At 72.0% G+C, this 19928-nt stretch carries 17 protein-coding genes; 6 read left to right on the top strand and 11 right to left on the bottom strand.

What is annotated here, in order from left to right:
- Positions 1-128: 128 nt before the first annotated feature.
- The gene (locus RCG67_RS16625) at positions 129-1319 is read right to left on the bottom strand and encodes an NAD(P)/FAD-dependent oxidoreductase (RefSeq protein ID WP_368827886.1); all 1191 of its coding nucleotides are present in this window, start codon (positions 1317-1319) and stop codon (positions 129-131) included.
- A 357-nt stretch (positions 1320-1676) separates the two neighbouring features.
- On the opposite strand from RCG67_RS16625, the gene RCG67_RS16620 reads away from it, so the two are divergent.
- The 4 genes from RCG67_RS16620 to RCG67_RS16605 all read left to right on the top strand — a co-directional run bounded on the left by RCG67_RS16620 (position 1677) and on the right by RCG67_RS16605 (position 6529).
- A complete protein-coding gene (locus RCG67_RS16620) occupies positions 1677-2039 on the top strand; it encodes a bifunctional 3-phenylpropionate/cinnamic acid dioxygenase ferredoxin subunit (protein WP_368827885.1) in 363 nt (120 codons plus the stop codon).
- Between the two features lie 47 nt (positions 2040-2086).
- Positions 2087-4555 carry a GcvT family protein gene (locus RCG67_RS16615; RefSeq protein ID WP_368827884.1) on the top strand — a complete coding sequence of 823 codons (2469 nt, stop codon included), beginning with the start codon at positions 2087-2089 and terminating at the stop codon, positions 4553-4555.
- A 133-nt stretch (positions 4556-4688) separates the two neighbouring features.
- Complete coding sequence (locus RCG67_RS16610; protein ID WP_368827883.1) at positions 4689-5852, top strand: S-(hydroxymethyl)mycothiol dehydrogenase; 1164 nt, start codon at positions 4689-4691, stop codon at positions 5850-5852.
- On the top strand, positions 5849-6529 hold the full coding sequence (locus RCG67_RS16605; RefSeq protein WP_368827882.1) for an MBL fold metallo-hydrolase: 681 nt from the start codon (positions 5849-5851) through the stop codon (positions 6527-6529). Before RCG67_RS16610 ends, RCG67_RS16605 begins: the two co-directional genes overlap by 4 nt.
- Before the next feature lie 101 nt (positions 6530-6630).
- On the opposite strand, the gene purU (RCG67_RS16600) is transcribed toward RCG67_RS16605, so the two are convergent.
- Genes purU (RCG67_RS16600) through glyA form a run of 7 tightly spaced genes read right to left on the bottom strand, consistent with a single transcriptional unit; the run spans position 6631 to position 15319 of the window.
- Positions 6631-7503, bottom strand: coding sequence for a formyltetrahydrofolate deformylase (gene purU / locus RCG67_RS16600; protein ID WP_368827880.1), 873 nt, complete (start codon positions 7501-7503; stop codon positions 6631-6633).
- Positions 7504-7525: 22 nt separating this feature from the next.
- Positions 7526-8926: an L-serine ammonia-lyase gene (locus RCG67_RS16595; protein ID WP_368827878.1), complete on the bottom strand. Its 1401-nt coding sequence runs from the start codon at positions 8924-8926 to the stop codon at positions 7526-7528.
- Positions 8926-9603 (bottom strand): sarcosine oxidase subunit gamma, encoded by a 678-nt coding sequence (locus RCG67_RS16590; RefSeq protein ID WP_368827877.1) that lies wholly within the window; start codon positions 9601-9603, stop codon positions 8926-8928. The genes RCG67_RS16595 and RCG67_RS16590 overlap by 1 nt, the downstream gene beginning before the upstream one ends.
- A complete protein-coding gene (locus RCG67_RS16585) occupies positions 9596-12511 on the bottom strand; it encodes a sarcosine oxidase subunit alpha family protein (protein WP_368827876.1) in 2916 nt (971 codons plus the stop codon). Before RCG67_RS16585 ends, RCG67_RS16590 begins: the two co-directional genes overlap by 8 nt.
- Complete coding sequence (locus RCG67_RS16580; RefSeq protein ID WP_058873009.1) at positions 12508-12795, bottom strand: sarcosine oxidase subunit delta; 288 nt, start codon at positions 12793-12795, stop codon at positions 12508-12510. Before RCG67_RS16580 ends, RCG67_RS16585 begins: the two co-directional genes overlap by 4 nt.
- A 14-nt stretch (positions 12796-12809) precedes the next feature.
- A complete protein-coding gene (locus tag RCG67_RS16575; protein ID WP_368827875.1) occupies positions 12810-14027 on the bottom strand; it encodes a sarcosine oxidase subunit beta family protein in 1218 nt (405 codons plus the stop codon).
- On the bottom strand, positions 14027-15319 hold the full coding sequence (gene glyA, locus RCG67_RS16570; RefSeq protein WP_368827874.1) for a serine hydroxymethyltransferase: 1293 nt from the start codon (positions 15317-15319) through the stop codon (positions 14027-14029). Before glyA ends, RCG67_RS16575 begins: the two co-directional genes overlap by 1 nt.
- 164 nt (positions 15320-15483) lie before the next feature.
- Here glyA and RCG67_RS16565 point away from each other — a divergent pair, with 164 nt between their 5' ends.
- A complete protein-coding gene (locus tag RCG67_RS16565; RefSeq protein WP_368827872.1) occupies positions 15484-16152 on the top strand; it encodes a GntR family transcriptional regulator in 669 nt (222 codons plus the stop codon).
- Between the two features lie 181 nt (positions 16153-16333).
- On the top strand, positions 16334-16999 hold the full coding sequence (locus tag RCG67_RS16560) for a GntR family transcriptional regulator (protein WP_368827870.1): 666 nt from the start codon (positions 16334-16336) through the stop codon (positions 16997-16999).
- Between the two features lie 106 nt (positions 17000-17105).
- Here RCG67_RS16560 and RCG67_RS16555 read toward each other — a convergent pair whose 3' ends face one another.
- From RCG67_RS16555 to purU (RCG67_RS16545), 3 genes are all read right to left on the bottom strand, one after another.
- The gene (locus RCG67_RS16555) at positions 17106-17999 is read right to left on the bottom strand and encodes a bifunctional 5,10-methylenetetrahydrofolate dehydrogenase/5,10-methenyltetrahydrofolate cyclohydrolase (RefSeq protein ID WP_368827868.1); all 894 of its coding nucleotides are present in this window, start codon (positions 17997-17999) and stop codon (positions 17106-17108) included.
- Complete coding sequence (locus tag RCG67_RS16550; protein ID WP_368827866.1) at positions 17996-18619, bottom strand: cyclodeaminase/cyclohydrolase family protein; 624 nt, start codon at positions 18617-18619, stop codon at positions 17996-17998. The genes RCG67_RS16555 and RCG67_RS16550 overlap by 4 nt, the downstream gene beginning before the upstream one ends.
- A 116-nt stretch (positions 18620-18735) precedes the next feature.
- Positions 18736-19656, bottom strand: coding sequence for a formyltetrahydrofolate deformylase (gene purU / locus RCG67_RS16545; RefSeq protein ID WP_368827865.1), 921 nt, complete (start codon positions 19654-19656; stop codon positions 18736-18738).
- Positions 19657-19928 lie beyond the last annotated feature (272 nt).

Here is a 19928-nt window from a genome sequence, read left to right as displayed (position 1 = left end):
GGTGGAGCCGGGCAGGGTGGAGATCAGGGACTCCGAGACAACGTTGGTGGACAACTCTCTACTCCTTGGGTCGTGCGGTGCGCAGAGCACGGGGCGGGGAACGGGGTGGGGCGGGGGACGCGGGTGGGTCAGGCCGCGACCGGCTGGGCGGCGGTGGCGGCGAGTTTCTCGACGGTCTTGCGCCAGCGGCAGAAGAGCTTGGTCTGGTTCCAGGCGAGCACGGCCACGGGGTGGTCCCCGGTGTAGTAGACGGCCAGCAGGGAGTCCTGGTCGGGGCCGCCGTGCTCGTAGGCCACGCGGTCGGCGCGGGAGGCGTCGCCGACGAACTGCAGGCGGGTGCCGTACTGGTCGGACCAGAAGTACGGGGGCTTGACCGGGGGCAGCCCGGCTTGGTCGGCGCCGAGCAGGGCGGCCACGGCCACGGCCGGGCGCTGGGCGGCCCCGGTCCAGTGCTCCACCCGGTGGTGGCGGGCGGTGGCGGGGTCCCACCAGGCGGCGCAGTCGCCCACGGCCACGACCCCGGGGATGCTGGTGGCCCCGGTCGCGTCGCAGAGCACGCCGTTGCCGAGCTCGATCCCGGAGCTCTCCAGCCAGGCGGTGTTGGGCACCGCGCCGATGCCCACGAGCACCACGTCGGCCTCCAGCACCCGCCCGCCGGCCAGGTGCACCGCGGTCACGGATCCGTCGGTGAGGGCGAAGTCGGCGATCTCGGCCCCGCAGATCAGCTCGACCCCGGCGCGTTCGTGCAGTCCGGCCACGACCGCGCCCAGCTGGGTGCCCAGCGGCCCGCACAGCGGGGTGGGGGACTTCTCCAGCACGGTGACCTCCAGGCCCAGGGCGTGGGCGGTGGAGGCGACCTCGGCGCCGATGAACCCGGCGCCGACGACCACCAGCCGGGCCCCGGGGGTGAGCAGGGTGCGCAGTCGCTGCGCGTCGTCGAGGGTGCGCAGGCTGACCACGTTGGCGGCGGCGGCGATCTGGGGCAGGGACCGGGGGGAGGCGCCGGTGGCGATCACCAGGCCCGCCGCGTGCACGGTGGTGCCGTCGGCCAGGTGCACCAGGCGGGTGGCCGGGTCGAAGGACACCGCCCGGGTGCCGAGGATCCATTCCGCGTCCAGGGCCTCGTCGTCGGTCTCCAGGGCGAGGTCGGCGGGCTGGAGGCGTCCGGCCAGGAAGTCCTTGGACAGCGGGGGCCGGTCGTAGGGGCGCTGGTGGTCATCACCGATGATCACCACACGGCCCTCGAAGCCGAGGTTGCGGGCGGCCCGGGCGGCCGAGAGACCGGCCAGGGACGCCCCGACAATGACGAGGGACTCCATGGAGAACCCCTTTCGGAAGACAGACAACGGATGAGTGGCGACCCGGATCGGCGGCGAGAGGCCTGGTTCCGGATCTGACGCGCAAGTTGTGCAACACGGTTCGTAATGTGAGATTCAGAGTGAGCTCCGCCACGGGGTCCGTCAAGGGGTTGCGCCATTGCGACGCGAGAAATTTACAAAGCGTCGCCCTGTGGCCTGGATCACGAATCAGCTGAGGCGAACCTCTTGACAGCCCCCGTTCCCACTCCCCACGCTTGTTGCACATTGCAACGCTTGTTGCTCATGGTGAGCCAGATCGGTCGAAGCGGTACCGGCCGGCACGGCAGGCCCGAACCCCTCAGGAAAGGAACCGTTCCGATGCACAAGGCCTGTCCCCTCAAGGACCTCGCACCCGGTGACGCCCTGCGCCTCGACACCGTCCCACCCATCGCCGTGTTCCACACGGAGGAGGGCGAGCTGTTCGCCATCGACGACACCTGCACCCACCAGGACGCCTCGCTCGCCGACGGCTGGGTGGAGGACTGCGAGGTCGAGTGCCCCTTGCACGCGTCCAAGTTCAACCTCCGCACCGGCGCGGTGGACGCACCCCCGGCCAAGCTGCCGGTCCGAACCCACAAGGTGGCCGTCGTGGACGGCGACATCATGGTCGAGGAGTCGAGCGAGGCGCCGAACCTGCCTCCCGGGCTCACCGCCCACGGCCACGAGTCCCAGTCGAACTGAACACCGGTCGACCCCCGCACGACACCCGCAGGTCAGGAGAACCATCCATGAGCACCACCCCTCGCGTCGTCATCATCGGAGCCGGCATCGTCGGCACCAACCTTGCCGACGAGCTCGTCCAGCGCGGCTGGACGGACATCACCGTCCTGGAGCAGGGGCCGCTGCCCCTTCCCGGCGGCTCGACGTCGCACGCGCCCGGACTCGTCTACCAGACGAACCCGTCACGGTCGCTCACCCGCTTCGCGCAGTACACGGTGGAGAAGCTCGTCTCCCTGGGCTGCTTCAACCAGGTGGGCGGCCTCGAGGTGGCCACCACGCCGGAGCGGCTGGAGGAGCTCAAGCGCAAGGTGGGCTACGCGACGTCGTGGGGGCTCGAGGGCCGGCTGCTCACTCCCGAGGAGGTGCTCGAGCAGCACCCCCTGGTCAACCCCGAGATGGTCCTGGGCGGCTACCACGTCCCCACGGACGGGCTCGCCCTCGCGGCCAAGGCGGTGCAGGTGCTCATCGAGCGCACCTCCCGCGCCGGCGTGACCTACTGCGCGGAGACGACCGTCACCGGCATCGAGCGGTCGAACGGCCGCGTGACCGGCGTGACCACGCCCGACGGGACCGTGCCGGCCGACATCGTCGTCTCCTGCGCCGGCTTCTGGGGCCCCGCGATCGGCGAGATGGCCGGCATGCCGTGCCCCATCCTGCCGCTGGCCCACCAGTACGTCTTCACCTCCGCGGTCCCGGAGCTGATCGGCAAGCACGACGCCCCGAACGGCGCGACCCTGCCGATCCTCCGGCACCAGGACGCGGACCTCTACTACCGGGAGTGGGGAGACCGGATCGGCATCGGCTCCTACGCGCACCGCCCGATGCCGGTGGATCTCTCCGACCTGCCGCACTACGCGCCCCGCGACATCGCCCACGACCGGATGCCCTCCCGCCTGGACTTCACGCCCGAGGACTTCACGGAGCAGTGGGCCGAGAGCCGGCGCTTCCTCCCCAGCCTGCGCGGCAGCGAGGTGGCCGAGGGCTTCAACGGCATCTTCTCCTTCACTCCGGACGGGGGCCCGCTCATCGGCGAGTCCCCGGACCTCGCCGGCTTCTTCGTGGCGGAGGCGGTGTGGGTCACCCACTCCTCGGGCGTGGCCAAGGCCATGGCCGAGCTGCTGGTGGACGGCGTCCCGGAGACGGACCTGCACGGCTGCGAAGCCACCCGGTTCGACGACGTGCAGCTCTCCCCGGAGTACGTCGAGGAGACGGGCAAGCAGAACTTCGTGGAGATCTACGACGTCCTGCACCCGCTCCAGCCACGGGAGTCGCCGCGCAACCTGCGGGTCAGCCCCTTCTATCCCCGGGAGCTGGAGCTCGGCGCGTTCTTCCTGGAGAGCCACGGCTGGGAGCGCCCGCACTGGTACGAGTCCAACGGCGCGCTCCTGGAGCAGCTGCCGGAGGAGTGGCGGGAGCCGGAGCGCGAGCCGTGGGCGGCCCGGTACCACTCGCCGATCGCGGCGGTCGAGGCGTGGAAGACCCGCACCGCCGTGGCGATGTACGACATGACCCCGCTCAAGCGCGTGACGGTCGAGGGGCCGGGCGCCGCCGCCCTGCTGCAGCGGCTCACCACCGGCAACATCCTGCGCAAGCCGGGCGCCGTGACGTACTGCCTCCTCCTGGACGAGAAGGCCGGGATCCGCAGCGACATCACCGTGGCCCGGCTCGACGAGAACCTGTTCCAGGCCGGCATCAACAGCAGCGTGGACGTGGCGTACCTGTCCGCCGAGGCGAGCGGGCAGAGCGCCGAGGACCCCGCCGCCTGGGTCGTGGTCCGGGACACCACGGCCGAGACCTGCTGCATCGGCCTGTGGGGACCGAAGGCCCGGGAGGTCATGGCGAAGGTCTCCCGGGACGACCTGTCCAACGAGGGCCTGAAGTACTTCCGCACCAAGCAGATCCGGGTGGGCGGCCTCCGGGTCACGGCGATGCGCCTCTCCTACGTGGGGGAGCTCGGCTGGGAGCTGTACACCACCGCCGACCAGGGGCTGCGGCTGTGGGACCTGCTGCACGAGGCGGGCCAGGAGTTCGGCATCGTCCCCGCGGGGCGCGCCGCCTTCAACAGCCTGCGCGTGGAGAAGGGCTACCGGTCCTGGGGCACCGACATGACCACCGAGCACACCGCCCTGGAGGCCGGCCTGGACTTCGCCGTCAAGAAGGACAAGGGCGACTTCGTGGGCTCGGAGGCCGTGGCCTCCGACGGCCAGGTCCGCCGGCGGCTGCGCTGCCTGACCGTCGACGACGGCCGCTCCGTGGTCCTGGGCAAGGAGCCCGTGTACGTGGACGGCGCCGCCGCCGGCTACGTCACCAGCGCGGTCTTCGGCCACACCGTGGGCCGGCCGGTCGCCTACGCCTGGCTCCCGCCGGAGGTCTCCGAGGGGGACGGCGTGGAGATCGAGTACCTCGGCGAGCGCGTCCCCGCCACGGTCAGCGCCGAGCCGCTCGTGGATCCCGGCATGGAGCGCATCCGCGGCTGAGGCCCCTGCCGCCGCGGCCGGGGCGTGCACCGCTCCGGCCGCGGCTCCTGGTCCCGACCTCGGGACTCCCCAGTACGACTTCTGTGATCGAGCACCGTTCCCGGTGCCGACGACGACGAAAGGCAGTTCCAACATGCACAAGGTCAAAGGCGTGGTGTCGAAGGGCAAGAACCAGCCCGTCAGCGTGGAGACCATCCTGGTGCCCGACCCGGGTCCCGGGGAGGCGCTGGTGGACGTGCTCACCTGCGGGGTGTGCCAGACCGACCACCACTACGTCGAGGGCGGGGTCGGCGACGACTACCCGTTCCTGCTCGGCCACGAGTCCTCGGGCGTCGTCTCGGCGGTCGGTGAGGGCGTGACGGAGGTCGCCGTGGGCGACCACGTGATCCTGAACTGGCGCGCGGTGTGCGGGGAGTGCCGGGCCTGCCGCAGGGGCGAGCCCTGGTACTGCTTCGCCACCCACAACGCCACCCAGAAGATGACCCTGGAGGACGGCACCCCGCTGTCCCCGGCCCTGGGCATCGGCTCGTTCGCGGAGAAGACCCTGGTCGCGGCGGGTCAGTGCACCAAGATCGAAGCCGACCTCGAGCCGCACCAGTACGCGGCCGTCGGGCTGCTCGGCTGCGGGGTGATGGCCGGGATCGGCGCCGTGCTCAACACGGGTGCCGTCAAGCGCGGGGAGTCCGTGGCCGTGATCGGCTGCGGGGGCGTCGGGGCGGCCGCGATCGCCGGGGCCGCCCTGGCGGGAGCCACCACGATCGTCGCCGTGGACCTCGACGACGAGAAGCTGGCCACCGCGCGGAAGTTCGGCGCCACCCACACCGTCAACTCCCGGGAGCAGGACCCCGTCGAGGCGATCCGGGAGCTCACCGGCGGGTTCGGCGCCGACGTCGTGGTCGACGCGGTGGGCATCGCGCCGACCTTCAAGCAGGCCTTCGAGGCCCGCGACCTGGCGGGGCGCATGGTCCTAGTGGGCGTGCCCGATCCGGGGACCACGTGGGAGATCCCGCTGGACCAGGTGTTCGGCCGCGGCGGTTCGATCAAGTCCGCCTGGTACGGCGACACCCTGCCGTCGAGGGACTTCCCGATGCTGGTGGACCAGTACCGGCTGGGCCGGCTGGACCTGGACGGGTTCGTCACCGAGCGGATCGGCCTGGGCGACGTCGAGGAGGCCTTCGCGAAGATGAAGGCCGGCACCGTCCTGCGCTCCGTCGTGGAACTGGACCGTGCCGGGACCGGCGCGGAGGAGCGCGGCGCGGAGACCGGTGTGGCCGCACCGGCCGGAGCAGCCCGATGACCGCGCGGCAGGCCGCCCAGCAGCGCACCGACGCCTCGGGCCGGGTCCGGGTCGAGCACCTGGTGACCGCCGGGACGTTCTCCCTGGACGGCGGCACCTGGGAGGTCGAGAACAACGTCTGGATCGTGGGCGACGACGAGCAGTGCCTGGTCATCGACCCGGCCCACGACCCGCAGAAGGTCGTGGACGCCGTGGGCGGCCGGGCCGTGGCGGCCATCCTGCTCACCCACGGCCACGACGACCACATCCGCGCCGTCGCCGAGGTCGCCGAGCAGCTGCGGGCCCCGGTGTACCTGCACCCCGACGACACGATGCTCTGGGAACAGGTCCATCCGGCCCGTCGTTTCGACCGCATCATCCGCGACGGGGACGTCTACACGGTGGGCGGGGTGCGCCTGACCGCGCTGCACACCCCCGGCCACTCGCCCGGCTCGGTGTGCTTCTGGGCACCCGGCCTGGGGGAGGGCGGGGTGCTCATCTCCGGGGACACCCTCTTCCAGGGCGGCCCCGGCGCCACCGGCCGCTCGTACTCGGACTTCCCCACGATCGTGGACTCCATCCGGGACCGGCTGCTCGTCCTCCCGGAGTCCACCGAGGTGCTCACCGGCCACGGGGACCCCACCACGATCGGCGCGGAGGCGCCCCACCTGCAGGAGTGGATCGACCGCGGCCACTGAACCCGAGGAGGCCGGTCCGGGTGAGCTCCCGGAGCGCGACGACCGATCCCCGCGGAGGCGAGCCTCCGCGGGGATCGGTCGTCATCGGTCCCGGGGCCGGCTCAGCGCAGGACGACCGTCCGGTTGCCGTGCAGGATGACCCGGCCCTCGCAGTGCCACTTCACGGCGTTGGACAGGGCCTTGCACTCGGTGTCGCGGCCGGCGGCGACGAGGTTCTCCGGGCCGTGGGTGTGGTCCACGTCCACGAGCTGCTGGGCGATGATCGGGCCCTCGTCGAGCTCGGCGTTGACGTAGTGCGCCGTGGCGCCCACGGTCTTCACGCCGCGCTCGTAGGCCTGGTGGTACGGCTTGGCGCCCTTGAAGCTGGGCAGGAACGAGTGGTGGATGTTGATCACCCGGCCCTCCATCCGGGTGGCCAGCGAGTCGCTGAGCACCTGCATGTAGCGGGCCAGGACCACGAGGTCCACCTCGAAGCGGTCCACGAGCTCCAGCAGGCGCGCCTCGGCGGCCGGCTTGGTGTCCGGGGTGACGGGCACGTGGAAGAACGGGATGCCGTGCCACTCGACCAGGCGCTGGTGGTCCCGGTGGTTGGAGACCACCGCGACGATGTCCACGGGCAGGTCCCCCGTCCGGGCCCGGAAGAGCAGGTCGTTGAGGCAGTGGCCGAACTTCGAGACCATCACGAGCACGCGCCGCTTGGCCCCGTGCTCGTTGAGCTCCCAGCGCATGCCGAACCGCTCGGCCACCGGGGCGAGGGCCGTCCGGAGGGCCTCGGGGTCCAGGCCCTCGCCCGTGGCCGGGGCCACGTGCACGCGCATGAAGAAGTGCCCGAGCCGGCGGTCGTCGAACTGGGTCAGTTCCACGATGTTGGCGCCGTGCTCCAGCAGCACGCCGCTGACGGCGTGCACGATCCCCGGCATCTCGGGGCAGTCGAGGGTCAGCACCAGTTCCGTCGTGGCGGGAACGGTGCGCACCGGCTCCGGCCGGAGTCGCTGGTCAGCACTCGATGACGTTGACGGCCAGTCCACCACGGGAGGTCTCCTTGTACTTGATCTTCATGTCGTTGCCGGTCTCCCGCATGGTCTTGATGACCTGGTCGAGGGAGACCTTGTGCTCGCCGTCGCCGTGCAGGGCCAGGCGGGCGGCGTTGACGGCCTTCGTGCTCGCGATGGCGTTGCGCTCGATGCAGGGGATCTGCACCAGCCCGCCCACCGGGTCGCAGGTCAGGCCGAGGTTGTGCTCCATGCCGATCTCGGCCGCGTTCTCCACCTGGTCGGGGGACCCGCCCAGCACCGCGCACAGTCCCGCGGCGGCCATGGAGCAGGCGGAGCCGACCTCGCCCTGGCAGCCCATCTCCGCGCCCGAGATGGAGGCGTTCTCCTTGATCAGGATACCGACGGCGGCCGCCGTCAGCAGGAACTCCACCACGCCGTTCTCGTCCGCTCCGGAGACGAACCGGGTGTAGAAGTGCAGGACGGCCGGGATGATGCCGGCGGCGCCGTTGGTCGGGGCGGTGACGATCCGCCCGCCGGAGGCGTTCTCCTCGTTGACCGCCAGGGCGTAGAGGTTGATCCACTCCATGGCGTGCAGCGGGTCGGGGACCGGCCGCCCCGTGGCCGTCGCGGTGGCCTCGGCCTCCCGCAGCCGGGCCCGCAGGTCCGGTGCCCGGCGGCGGACCTTCAGCCCGCCGGGCAGCGCGGCCTCGGTGCGGGTGCACCCGTTCTCCACGCACTGCTGCATCACGTCCCAGATGTGCAGCAGCGCCACCCGGGTGTCCTCCTCGGAGCGCCAGGAGGCCTCGTTGGCGAGCATGATCCCGGCGATCGACATGCCCTCCCGCCGGCAGTGCTCGAGGAGCTGGCCGCCGGTGGTGAACGGGTACGGCACCGTGGTGTCGTCGGCCACGACACGGTCGGCGCCCGTGGCCTCACCGTCGACCACGAAACCGCCGCCCACCGAGTAGAACGTCCGCTCCCGCAGCAGCTCGCCGTCCGCCCCGTGGGCGAAGAACGTCATGCCGTTCGGGTGCGCCGGCAGGGACCTGCGCCGGTGCATGACCACGTCCTTCGGCCGGTCGAAGGGGACCGGGTGGGTCCCCGCCAGGCACAGCTGCCCCCGCTCCGTGCTGGCCCGCACCTGCTCGTCGGCCGTGTCGGTGTCCACGGTCTCCGGGTCCGCGCCCTGCAGCCCCAGGATCACGGCCTTGTCCGAGCCGTGGCCGTGGCCGGTCGCGCCCAGGGAGCCGAACAGCTCGGCGCGCACCCGGGCCACGGACTCCAGGAGGCCGTCCCTCCTGAGGCCGTCGGCGAACAGCGCCGCCGCGCGCATCGGGCCCACCGTGTGGGAGGAGGAGGGCCCGATGCCCACGGAGAACAGGTCGAGGACGCTGAGCGCCATCAGGGCACCTCGGGAGCCGAGAACTCCGTCATCGCGTCGAGCAGCCACCGGGCGGTGTACTCGGCGAAGGAGGACCGCGGCATGATCCGCCAGGTCAGCTCCGCGGTCCGCCACAGCAGCACCTGCACCGGGCCCAGGGTCGTGGCCACGGCGGTGCCGACCGCGAAGGACCGCGGGTGCAGGTCCAGGTGGCAGCTCTTCTCGAGCACGGCGCGGGCCGAGGGCCCGGACAGCTCGAGCGTGGTGCGGTTGGCGGACAGGTCCACGGCCTGCCCGGGCTCGGTCCCCAGGGCCCGGGCCAGCCCGGCGGCGGTGCCGGCGTCGTCGGCGCCCGCCTCGCGGAGGTCGCTTCCCGTGGGGCCGATCTCCGCGGGCCCCACGCCCTCGGGGCCGACGAGCAGGAACTCGTCGGGGCCGATCCACAGGATCGCGGTGGCCTCGGCGGCGCCGCTGACCTGGCCGTGGCCGGCCGGCAGGGGCATCCCCGCCGCGGCCGCGACCGCCTCGGCGGCGGGGGTGCCCGGCGCCACCCGGATCCCGACCATGGTCAGGAAGGGGATCTCGCGCAGGGCCACGCCGCGCTCACCCGTCACGGTCCGCTCGCGCATCTGCTGCGCGAGGTGGGCCAGCGGGCTGCGGCGCAGGGCGGTGGTGTCGGTCAGGAGCTGCTCAGCCATCTCGGCGGTTCCCTTCGGGGTCGTAGAGCACGGGTTCTGCGATGACGACGTCCACGAGCTGCCCGTCGAGCGGGGCCTGGAGCGTCTCACCGATGCGGTTGCGGCCGTTCTCGACCAGGGCGAGACCGAAGGTCCGGTCCAGGGCGGCGCTGCGGTAGCTGGAGGTGACGTGCCCGACCATCGGCACGGGGCCCTCCTGCGGGGTGATGGGGGTGCCGTGGTCGACCAGCTGGGCGCCCTCCGGCAGCCGGAACGCCCGGTCCACCGGCAGGACCGCGACCAGCTGCTTGCGGTCGGGGCTGGTGGCGGACGGGCGGTCGTAGGACCGCTTGCCGATGAAGTCCTTGGTCTTGGACACCACCCACTCCATCCCCAGGTCCTGGGGGGTGACCGTGCCGTCGGTGTCCTGCCCCACGATGGGGTAGGCCTTCTCCGCGCGCAGCACGTGCATGGTCTCGGTGCCGTAGGGGGTGATCCCGAACTCGGCGCCGGCCTCCGCGACGGCCTCCCAGACGGAGAGCCCGTACCAGGAGGAGACGTTGATCTCGAAGGCCAGCTCCCCGGAGAACGAGATCCGGCAGATCCGCGCGGGGACCCCGGAGGCCAGGACCGTCTCGCGGAAGGCCATGAACGGGAACGCCTCGTTGGACACGTCCAGGTCCGGGGCGAGCGCGGCGATGACGGCACGGGACTTCGGGCCGACGACGGCGACGGTGGTGTACTGCTCCGTCACGGACGTGAAGGTGACGTCCAGCTCCGGCCACTCGGTCTGGGACCACTCCTCGAGCCATTCCAGGACCTTGGCCGCACCGCCGGTGGTGGTGGTCATGAAGTACCGGTCCTCGTCCAGGCGCAGGGTCACGCCGTCGTCGAAGACCATGCCGTCGGGGGTGCACATGACCCCGTAGCGGCCCATGCCGGGCTTGAGCTTCTTGAAGGCGTTGGTGTAGACGCGGTTGAGGAACTCCCCGGCGTCCTGGCCCCGGATCTCGATCTTGCCCAGCGTGGTGGCGTCCATGAACCCCACCGATCCGCGGACGGCCGCGCACTCGCGCAGCACGGCCGCGTCCATGTCCTCCCCGGCCTGGGGGTAGTACCAGGGCCGCTTCCACTGCCCGACGTCCTCGAACAGGGCCCCGTGCGCCACGTGCCAGGGGTGGACCGAGGTCAGCCGCGCCGGGTCGAAGAGCTCACCCTGCCGCCGTCCCGCCAGGGCCTTGAAGGCCACGGGGGTGTAGGGGGCGCGGTAGGTGGTGGTGCCGATGCCGCCGACGTCGGTGCTGTTCAGCGCGGCCGCGATGACGCCGATGGCGTTGACCCCGGAGGTCTTGCCCTGGTCGTTGGCGGTGGAGATGGAGGTGTAGCGCTTGACGTGCTCCACCGACCGCATGCCGGCGCCGGTCGAGCGCAGCACCTCGGCGACCGTCTGGTCGCGCTGGAAGTCCACGAAGTGGCGGCTCCAGTCCGACGGCTCCCCGTCGGGCCCGGGCACCAGCCACAGCGGCCGGACCGGGGCGAAGGCCTCCGCGGCGGCGGCCGGCTCCTGGGCCGAGGTGTCGAACCCGGCGCGGCAGGCGGCCTCGGCGCCGGCGCGGGCGCCCTGGCCGAGGCATCCGGCCAGGTCCAGCACGCCGTTGACGGACCCCGCGGTCTGCTGGTCGCGCACCGGCAGGGCGGGGACGAAGGCGGCGAGGTCGTCGTTCCAGGTCAGCTTGCCCTGCCGCTGGCTGTGCAGGTGCACCACCGGGGTCCACCCGCCGGAGACCGCCAGCAGGTCGGCGTCCACGGTCGTGGTGGGACCGGTCAGCCGGCCGTCCTCGTCGATCCCGCTGAGCGTGACGGCGCTGACGCGCCCGTCCGCGCCGTCGCCGGCGGTCTCCACCACGGCGCTGCCGGTCCACACCTGCACTCCCGTGCGGGCGGCGGTGCGCTCGGCGGCAGCGGTGAGCCCGGGGCGCGAGTCGACCACGCCCGCGACGTCCACGCCGGCGGCGACCAGGTCGGCCACCACGGCGTAGACGGAGTCGTTGGTGGTGGCCGCCACGACCCGCGTGCCGGCGGCCACGGCGTAGCGGTTGAGGTAGGTGCGCACCGCGCCGGCGAGCATGACGCCGGGGCGGTCGTTGTCGGCGAACACGATCGGCCGCTCGTGCGCGCCGGTGGCGAGCACCACCTGGTCCGCCCGCACGTGCCAGATCCGCTCCCGCGAGACCCCGGCGCCGGGGGCGGTGCCGAGGTGGTCGGTGCGCCGCTGGACGGCGACGACGTAGTTGCTGTCGTAGTTGCCGAAGGCAGTGGTGCGGTCCAAGACCGTGGTCTCGGGGGCCTCCCGGAGGGCGGCGAGGGTCTCGGCCACCCAGTCACGGGCGGGCATGCCGTCGACGGTCTCGTCGCGGCCGGACAGCAGGGACCCTCCGGCCTCCGGCTGCTCGTCCACGAGGATGACCCGGGCCCCCGACTTCGCGGCCTCCCGGGCCGCGGCGAGGCCCGCGGGCCCGGCGCCGACGACGAGGACGTCGGTGTGCACGTGCTTGTGGTCGTAGATCGCCTCGTCCCGGGCCGGGTCGAGCTGCCCGAGCCCGCGCAGGTAGGACGCCTCCAGCCCGTCGGTCAGCTCCACCGTGGTGGCCGGGAGCATGGACTCGGCCACGTCGGCCTCGGTGCGCGCGGCGACCTTGACCAGCGCGTTGGGCTCCTCCACGCCGGCGGACATGATCCCGCGGGGACGGCCCAGGTACATCGAGTCGCCGCAGCGGACGCGTCCCGCGGCCAGAAGGGCCGAGGCCAGGGTGTCACCGGCGTACCCGGCGAACTCCTCTCCGTCCACGGTGAAGCGCACCGTCGAGGTGCGGTCGATGCTGCCGGTCGCGCTCTGCTGCGCCGGCAGGCGGTGGGACTGAGCGCTCACTTGACGCCTCCGATCTCGGGCTTGGGCTCGCCGATCCTGTAGACGGCCTTGATCTCATAGGTCACGGTGTCGCGGACGACGTTGAACCAGCGGCGGCAGCCGACGGCGTGGGCCCACCGTTCCGCGATCAGGCCCTTGGGGTTGTTGCGGTAGAAGAGGTACTCCGCCCACTCCTTGTCGGAGAGCTGGGAGGGGTCCTCGGGATAGGCCACGTGGGCCTCCCCGCCGTACTGGTACTCGGTCTCGTCGCGCGGCCCGCAGTGGGGGCACTCGATCAGCAGCATGGTGTTCCGGCCTCCTAGTGGGCCACGGCGGCGGCGCCGTGCTCGTCGATGAGGACCCCGGTCTCGAAGCGCTCCAGGGCGAAGGGCTCGTTGAGGGGGTGGGGTTCGTCGTTGGCGATGGTGTGGGCGAAGGAGTAGCCGGCTCCGGGAGTTCCCTTGAAGCCGCCGGTGCCCCAGCCGCAGTTGACGTACATCTGGTCCACGGGCGTCTTGGAGACGATCGGCGAGGCGTCCAGGGTGACGTCCACGATCCCGCCCCAGGTGCGCAGGACGTGGGCGCGGGCGAAGATCGGGAAGAGCTCCACCGCGGCCGCCATCTGGTCCTCGATGACGTGGAAGGCGCCCCGCTGGCCGTAGCCGTTGTAGGCGTCCACGCCGGCGCCCATGACCAGCTCGCCCTTGTGGGCCTGGGAGACGTAGACGTGCACGTGGTTGGACATCACCACGGTCGGGTGCACGGGCTCGTGCAGCTCCGAGACCAGGGCCTGCAGCGGGTGGGACTGGATCGGCAGCCGGAACCCGGCGAGCTCCGCCAGGACGGAGCTGTGCCCGGCCCCGCAGAGGCCGACCTTGCCGGCGTTGATCCTCCCGCGGGAGGTCTCCACGCCCACCACACGCTCGCCGTCCATGACGAAGCCGTTGACCTCGCAGTTCTGGATGATGTCCACGCCCATCTCGTCGCACTTGCGGGCGAAGGCCCACGCCACGTGGTCGTGCTTGGCGATGCCGGCGCGCGGCTGGTAGGTCGCACCCATCACCGGGTAGCGGATGTCGTCCCCGATGTTGATGATCGGGCACAGCTCCTTGACCTGCTCCGGGCTGATCCACTCCGCGTCGATGCCGTTGAGCTTGTTCGCGTTGACCCGGCGCACGGACTCCCGGACGTCGCCCAGGGTGTGCGCCAGGTTCATCACCCCGCGCTGGGAGAAGAGGAAGTCGTACTCCAGCTCCTCGGGCAGGATCTCCCAGAGCTTCAGGGAGTGCTCGTACATCGCCGCGGACTCGTCCCACAGGTAGTTGGAACGGATGATCGTGGTGTTGCGGGCCATGTTCCCGCCGGCCAGCCAGCCCCGCTCCAGCACGGCGATGTTGGTCATGCCGTGGTTCTTGGCCAGGTAGTAGGCGGTCGCGAGCCCGTGACCGCCGCCGCCGACGATCACGGCGTCGTAGGAGGACTTCGGGTCCGGGTTGTGCCACAGGAAGTCCGGGTGCTCCGGCAGCAGATCAGCCATCAGAGGGCTCCGTTCAGGACGGGGGCGGACAGGTTCGGGTAGAGCGGGAACCGCTCGGCCAGAGTCGTGACGCGGTCGCGCAGAGCGCTCAGGTCCGCCTCGGGGCCGGCGATGAGGGCTTCGGCGATGATGTCGGCGACCTCGGTGAACTCGGCGGCGCCGAAGCCCCGCGTGGCCAGGGCCGGGGTGCCGATGCGCAGCCCGGAGGAGACCATCGGCGGGCGCGGGTCGAAGGGCACGGCGTTGCGGTTGACGGTGATGCCCACGCGGTGCAGGAGGTCCTCGGCCTGCTGGCCGTCCAGCTCGCAGTCGCGCAGGTCCACGAGCACCAGGTGCACGTCGGTGCCGCCGCTGACCAGGGTGATCCCGCCGGCCATGACGTCGGGGGACAGCAGCCGGGTGGCCAGGATCCGTGCGCCCTCCAGGGTGCGGGCCTGCCGGTCGGCGAACTCCTCGGTCGCGGCGTACTTGAAGGCCACGGCCTTGGCGGCGATCACGTGCTCGAGCGGGCCGCCCTGCTGGCCGGGGAAGACGGCGGAGTTGATCTTCTTCGCCAGCTCCTGCCTGCTCAGGATCACCCCGCCGCGCGGACCGCCGAGAGTCTTGTGGGTGGTCGTGGTCACCACGTCCGCGTGCGGGACGGGGTTGGGGTGCAGCCCGGCGGCCACGAGCCCGGCGAAGTGGGCCATGTCCACCATCAGGTAGGCCCCGACCTCGTCGGCGATGCGGCGGAACTCGGCGAAGTCCAGCTGCCGGGTGTAGGCCGACCAGCCGGCCACGATGAGCTTGGGCCGGTGCTCGAGCGCGAGGCGCTCGACCTCGGCCATGTCGATGCGGTGGTCCTGCTCGGAGACGCCGTAGGCGGCGACCTTGTAGAGCTTGCCGGAGAAGTTGAGCTTCATCCCGTGGGTGAGGTGTCCGCCGTGGGCCAGGTTCAGTCCCAGGATGGTGTCCCCCGGGTCCAGCAGCGCCGACATGGCGGCCGCGTTGGCCTGGGCGCCCGAGTGGGGCTGGACGTTGGCGGCCTCGGCGCCGAACAGGGCCTTGAGGCGGTCGATCGCCAGCTGCTCGACCACGTCGACGTGCTCGCAGCCGCCGTAGTACCGCCGGCCGGGGTAGCCCTCGGCGTACTTGTTGGTCAGCACCGACCCCTGCGCCTCCATCACGGAGACGGGAGCGAAGTTCTCCGAGGCGATCATCTCCAGCGTGGACTGCTGGCGGACCAGCTCCTGATCGATGGCCGCCGCGATCTCCGGGTCGGCTTCGGCCAGATGGGTGTTCAGATCGGGCATCCCTGGGCTCCTCAAGGTCTCGCATTCGCTGCTGATACGGTTTTGATATATCAGCTGTGGTTCAAAGGTATGCTAGGGCTCCCGGGGTGTCAACGGATGACGGGAAACCTCCGGCTCCCGCAGCACGGACCCCGATCCGGCGGTCCCGATCCAGGAAGGAAGCCATGAGCGCCACCATCACCGAGCACTGTCCGGAGGTCCCCGTGTCGCTGGCCGATCAGGCCTACGGGCTCCTGCGCGACCGCCTGACCATGCTCGAGATCCGACCGGGCGCCATGATCCACGACGCCCGGCTCGCGTCCGAGACGGGCATCGGGAGAACCCCGATCCGGGAGGCGCTCAAGCGCCTGGAGACCGACCACCTGGTGGTCTCCTATCCCCGGCGGGGGACGTTCGCCACGCAGGTGGACATCACCGCGCTGTCCGACGTCTCCGAGCTCCGGCGGCACCTCGAACCGCTCGCCGCGCGCAAGGCCGCGCTGTCCGCGCCTCCGGCCGTGCGGCAGCAGATGCGCGACCTGGTCCGCACGCTCGAGGAGCTCGCCGGCGGTGCACCGACGGACCGGACCTTCATGCGGGCGGATCTCGACGTGCACCGCCTGATCTACCGGGCCGCCGGCAACGACCATCTCGAGGAGACGCTCGTGCGCCTGGACAACCTGGCCACGCGCATCTGGTGCCTCGTGCTGGACCGGGTGCCCGGGGTCTCCGGGCACGTGCACGAGCACGTGGAGCTGCTGGAGGCGATCACCGCCGGGCGCGCCGACGAGGCCGCCGGCCTCGCCCTCGACCACGTCACCAGCTTCGAGCGGACCATGCGGACCGTGCTGTGAACCGGTCCCGCCGCGGGAGGCTCCGCCGCCGCGGCGGCGGAGCCGGGAGCCCGGCGGCGCACTTCCGTCCTGTGCCCGTCCGCATCTGCTGGTGCATGACGCTACGGTAGGGGAAAGGTCCTTCCCGGAGGAGTCCGCCCGCGGTCGCTCCCCGACGCACACGGAAAGCGCACACCACGCCATGTCCACCACGCCCCTCCACGCTCAGGACCAGCCGCTCTCCCTGGCCGATCAGGCCTTCTTCCAGCTGCAGGACCGACTGATCTTCCTGGACATCCCCCCGGGGGCCCCCCTCAACGAGGGCCGTCTCTCGCAGGAGCTGCAGCTCGGGCGGACGCCGCTGCGCGAGGCGCTCAAACGGCTCGAGTCCGAGCACCTGGTGGTCACGTACTCCCGTCGCGGGACCTTCGCCACCACCGTGGACATCACTGCGCTGTCGGAGATCTCGCAGGTGCGCGAGGTGCTCGAGCCCCTCGCCGCCCGGCTGGCGGCCGAACGACGCGGCGGGGACGCCCGGACCCAGCTGGAGGAGCTGCGGGACCGGCTGAACGACCCCGGGAACGAGCGGCTGGACAGGGACGAGGCGCTGCGCTGGGACGTGCGCATCCACCGGGCGATCTACGCCGCGGCCGGCAACTCCCACCTGCAGGTCACGCTGGAGCGCTACAGCAACCTGGCCACCCGCATCTGGTGCGTGGTGGCCGACCGCATTCCCGAGCTGCAGGAGCACATCACCGTTCACAGCGCCCTGCTGACCGCGGTCCTGTCGGGCGACGCGGACGAGGCCGGCACCATCATGCTCCAGCACGTCCAGGACTTCGAGACCCAGATCCGGCAGGTGCTCTGAGCCCTGCGGGAGGCACACGGCGCCGCACGCCGCCCCGGCGCGGGACGAGCGCGCCACGGTGTCCGCGCTCCGCCGGCCCGCCTCGCCCCGGGCCGTCGTCCGGCGGTCAGGCGGGGGTGCGCGACGCGAGCGTCCGGGTGGCGGACAGCTCGTCGCCGAGTCGCAGCGCCGCCTGAGTGGTGTGCAGCAGGAGCAGGGCGGTCGTCACCGTGCCCACACCGCCGGGGACCGGTGTGAGGGCCGCGGCCACCTCGGCGGTCGAGCCGGGCTCCACGTCGCCGACCAGGTCGCCGTTGTCGAGGACGTTGGTGCCGACGTCGACGACCACCGCGCCGGACCGGACGTGCTCCCCGCTGAGCAGGCCCGGCCGCCCCACCGCCGCGACGACGACCTCCGCCTCGGACGTGTAGCGCTCGAGCGGCCGGGAGCGGGAGTGGCAGACGGTGACGGTGGCGTCACGCTGGAGCAGGAGCTGCAGCAACGGCTTGCCGACGACCGCGGAACGGCCGACCACCGAGACGTGCCGGCCGGCGAGGGGGACGTCGTAGTGCTCCAGGATCTCCACCACCGCCCGGGCCGTCGCGGGGGCGAACGCCCGCTGTCCCACGGTCAACCGCCCCAGGCTGAGCGGGTTGGCCCCGTCGACGTCCTTGGCCGCGCTGATGTGGGCCACCAGCTCGTCCACGGCCGCTCCCGGCGGCAGGGGCGTCTGCAGGATGATGCCGTGGACGTCCTCGTCCTCGCTGAGCAGCGTGAGCGTCGAGGCGATCTCGTCCTCGCCGGCGTCGGCCCCGAGGTCGACGACCGTGCAGCGCACGCCCGCCTTGTCCGCGGCCCGCGCGATGGAGCGGACGTACCACAGGGTCGCCTCGTTGTCGGTGGCCACGACGACCGCCAGCCCGGGGACCACTCCGCTCCGGCTCAGCGCGGTGACGTTGCCCTCGGTCTCGGCCCGCAGCCGTTGTGCGACAGGACCCCCGGTCAGCCGCCGCGCGGTCATGCCATCACCTTCTCGCGCACGCGGTCCGTCACGGCCTGGGCGGACAGGACGGCGTCGTGGCCGACCCGGAGCTCGTCCGTGAGCTGCGCCCGGGTCCTCTCGTCCGTGATCGCGCTGATGTTCATGTCCAGCGTGATCAGGGCCGTGGCGATGGCGGCCCGGGCCGCTTCGGAGGCGGCGGCCACGTCGCTGATCACATTGGGGTTGCTGAACTCGGCCAGTTCCCGGCCCAGATCGATGATCTCGGTCGCCAGGCCGATCAGCGCCCGCGGCGGTGCGGCTGCGGCGACCGTGGCGTCCTGGACGGCCCGGGAACGAGCGGCGCGGTCCTCCTCGGAGGCGGAGGGCAGGCGGTAGGCGGCGATCACGGCCGCGAAGGCCCTCTCGTCGTCGTCGGCCAGCTGCAGGGCCTCCGGGATGATGTCGTCGGCGCGGCCGGCGATCCGGAGGGACTGCTCCTCGTGCTGGGCGTACCGTGTGCCGGTGGTGTAGCGCGCCACCATGGCGATCAGGGCAGCCCCCTGGGCCGCGTGCAGCGCTGCGGCTGCCCCGCCCCCGGGCGTGGGCTCCCGGGCTGCCAGGCGTTCCAGGTAGTCGTTGAGGGTCTCCGAGCCGATCATGGTCTGTATCCTTCGGTGGGCGTTGACGGACAGTGCTGGGTGCCGGCGGATCGTGCCGGTCCGTGTGGAGCTGCGGCCCCGAGCCCGGTGGCGAAGCAGGATCGGGGCCGCACGGCTCAGCGGAAGACGACGGTGCTGGCGCCCTCCAGGAGCACGCGGTGCTCGCAGTGCCAGCGGACCGCGCGGGAGAGGGCCAGGGCTTCCGCGTCCTGCCCCACGGTGGACAGGGTCCGCGGATCGTGGGTGTGGTCCACCCGGATGACCTCCTGCTCGATGATCGGCCCCTCGTCCAGGTCCGCCGTCACGTAGTGGGCGGTGGCGCCGACCAGCTTCACGCCCCGTTCATAGGCCTGGTGGTAGGGCCGGGCTCCCTTGAAGCCGGGCAGGAAGGAGTGGTGGATGTTGATGGCCCTCCCCTCCAGCGCGCGGCAGAGGTCGTCGGAGAGGATCTGCATGTAGCGCGCCAGCACCACGAGATCGATGTCGTGCTCCTCGACCAGCTCCAGCAGCCGGTGCTCCGACTCCGCCTTGGTCGCCGGCGAGACGGGGACGTGCACGAAGGGCAGGCCCGCCGCCTCGGCCATGGGACGGAGATCCTCGTGGTTGGAGACCACCAGGGCGATCTCTCCCCCGAGGCCACCGGCCCGCCACCGGAAGATCAGGTCGTTGAGGCAGTGGCCGCCCTTGGACACCATGACCAGCAGCCGGGGCGGGGTCTGGTCGTGGAGGTGGTGGCGCATGCCGAACCGCTCGGCGACGGGGGCGAAGTTCCTCTCCAGCGTCTCGAGGGTCAGATCCAGCGGGCCGGTGAACGCGGTGCGCAGGTGGACGAGCCCGTGCACCCGGTCGTCGAACTGCTGGTGCTCGGTGATGTTGGCCCCGTGGGCGAGGAGGAACTCCGTGACGGCATGGACTATCCCTGCCTGGTCCCGGCAGGTGAGGGTGAGCACGAACGGGGACGGTGCGTGCCGGAGGGTCGCCTCCGCGGGGGCGGTGGCCGGCTGCGCGGTGGAGGAGAGGGTGTCTGCGACGGTCATGGAAGGCTCCTGCCTGGATGGGCGACTGCTGGGTGCGACTGACGTGCCGGCGCGGCGTCCGGCCGGCCCGGCGCCACGCCGAGGGATTCGGCGTGGCGCCGGGCCGGCCGTCCGCTGCACGACGGATCCGGGCCCCGGCTGACCGGGGTCTGCGCCTACTGGCTCTTCGGGCCGGCTTGCCCGGGGACGGTGTCGCCGACTTTGTCGGTGATCCAGTCGTGGAAGGCGCCGATGTGGTGTTCGGAGGGGACGAGGACGCCGCCGGTGGCGTA

It is taken from the genome of Kocuria cellulosilytica, from assembly GCF_040981245.1.
GTDB lineage: Bacteria > Actinomycetota > Actinomycetes > Actinomycetales > Micrococcaceae > Kocuria > Kocuria cellulosilytica.
The sequence above is the reverse complement of the archived record's forward strand: the minus strand, read 5'-3'. Positions and strand labels throughout refer to the sequence as shown.

What these genes read in the sequence shown, in the direction of transcription:
- RCG67_RS16565 (WP_368827872.1), top strand. Translation starts at nt 15,484, where the DNA reads ATGAGCGCCACCATCACCGAGCACTGTCCGGAGGTCCCCGTGTCGCTG.
- RCG67_RS16605 (WP_368827882.1), top strand. Translation starts at nt 5,849, where the DNA reads ATGACCGCGCGGCAGGCCGCCCAGCAGCGCACCGACGCCTCGGGCCGG.
- RCG67_RS16575 (WP_368827875.1), bottom strand. Translation starts at nt 14,027, where the DNA reads ATGGCTGATCTGCTGCCGGAGCACCCGGACTTCCTGTGGCACAACCCG.
- RCG67_RS16590 (WP_368827877.1), bottom strand. Translation starts at nt 9,603, where the DNA reads ATGGCTGAGCAGCTCCTGACCGACACCACCGCCCTGCGCCGCAGCCCG.
- RCG67_RS16620 (WP_368827885.1), top strand. Translation starts at nt 1,677, where the DNA reads ATGCACAAGGCCTGTCCCCTCAAGGACCTCGCACCCGGTGACGCCCTG.
- RCG67_RS16580 (WP_058873009.1), bottom strand. Translation starts at nt 12,795, where the DNA reads ATGCTGCTGATCGAGTGCCCCCACTGCGGGCCGCGCGACGAGACCGAG.
- RCG67_RS16555 (WP_368827868.1), bottom strand. Translation starts at nt 17,999, where the DNA reads ATGACCGCGCGGCGGCTGACCGGGGGTCCTGTCGCACAACGGCTGCGG.
- RCG67_RS16595 (WP_368827878.1), bottom strand. Translation starts at nt 8,926, where the DNA reads ATGGCGCTCAGCGTCCTCGACCTGTTCTCCGTGGGCATCGGGCCCTCC.
- purU (WP_368827865.1), bottom strand. Translation starts at nt 19,656, where the DNA reads ATGACCGTCGCAGACACCCTCTCCTCCACCGCGCAGCCGGCCACCGCC.
- glyA (WP_368827874.1), bottom strand. Translation starts at nt 15,319, where the DNA reads ATGCCCGATCTGAACACCCATCTGGCCGAAGCCGACCCGGAGATCGCG.
- RCG67_RS16625 (WP_368827886.1), bottom strand. Translation starts at nt 1,319, where the DNA reads ATGGAGTCCCTCGTCATTGTCGGGGCGTCCCTGGCCGGTCTCTCGGCC.
- RCG67_RS16610 (WP_368827883.1), top strand. Translation starts at nt 4,689, where the DNA reads ATGCACAAGGTCAAAGGCGTGGTGTCGAAGGGCAAGAACCAGCCCGTC.
- RCG67_RS16550 (WP_368827866.1), bottom strand. Translation starts at nt 18,619, where the DNA reads ATGATCGGCTCGGAGACCCTCAACGACTACCTGGAACGCCTGGCAGCC.
- RCG67_RS16560 (WP_368827870.1), top strand. Translation starts at nt 16,334, where the DNA reads ATGTCCACCACGCCCCTCCACGCTCAGGACCAGCCGCTCTCCCTGGCC.
- RCG67_RS16615 (WP_368827884.1), top strand. Translation starts at nt 2,087, where the DNA reads ATGAGCACCACCCCTCGCGTCGTCATCATCGGAGCCGGCATCGTCGGC.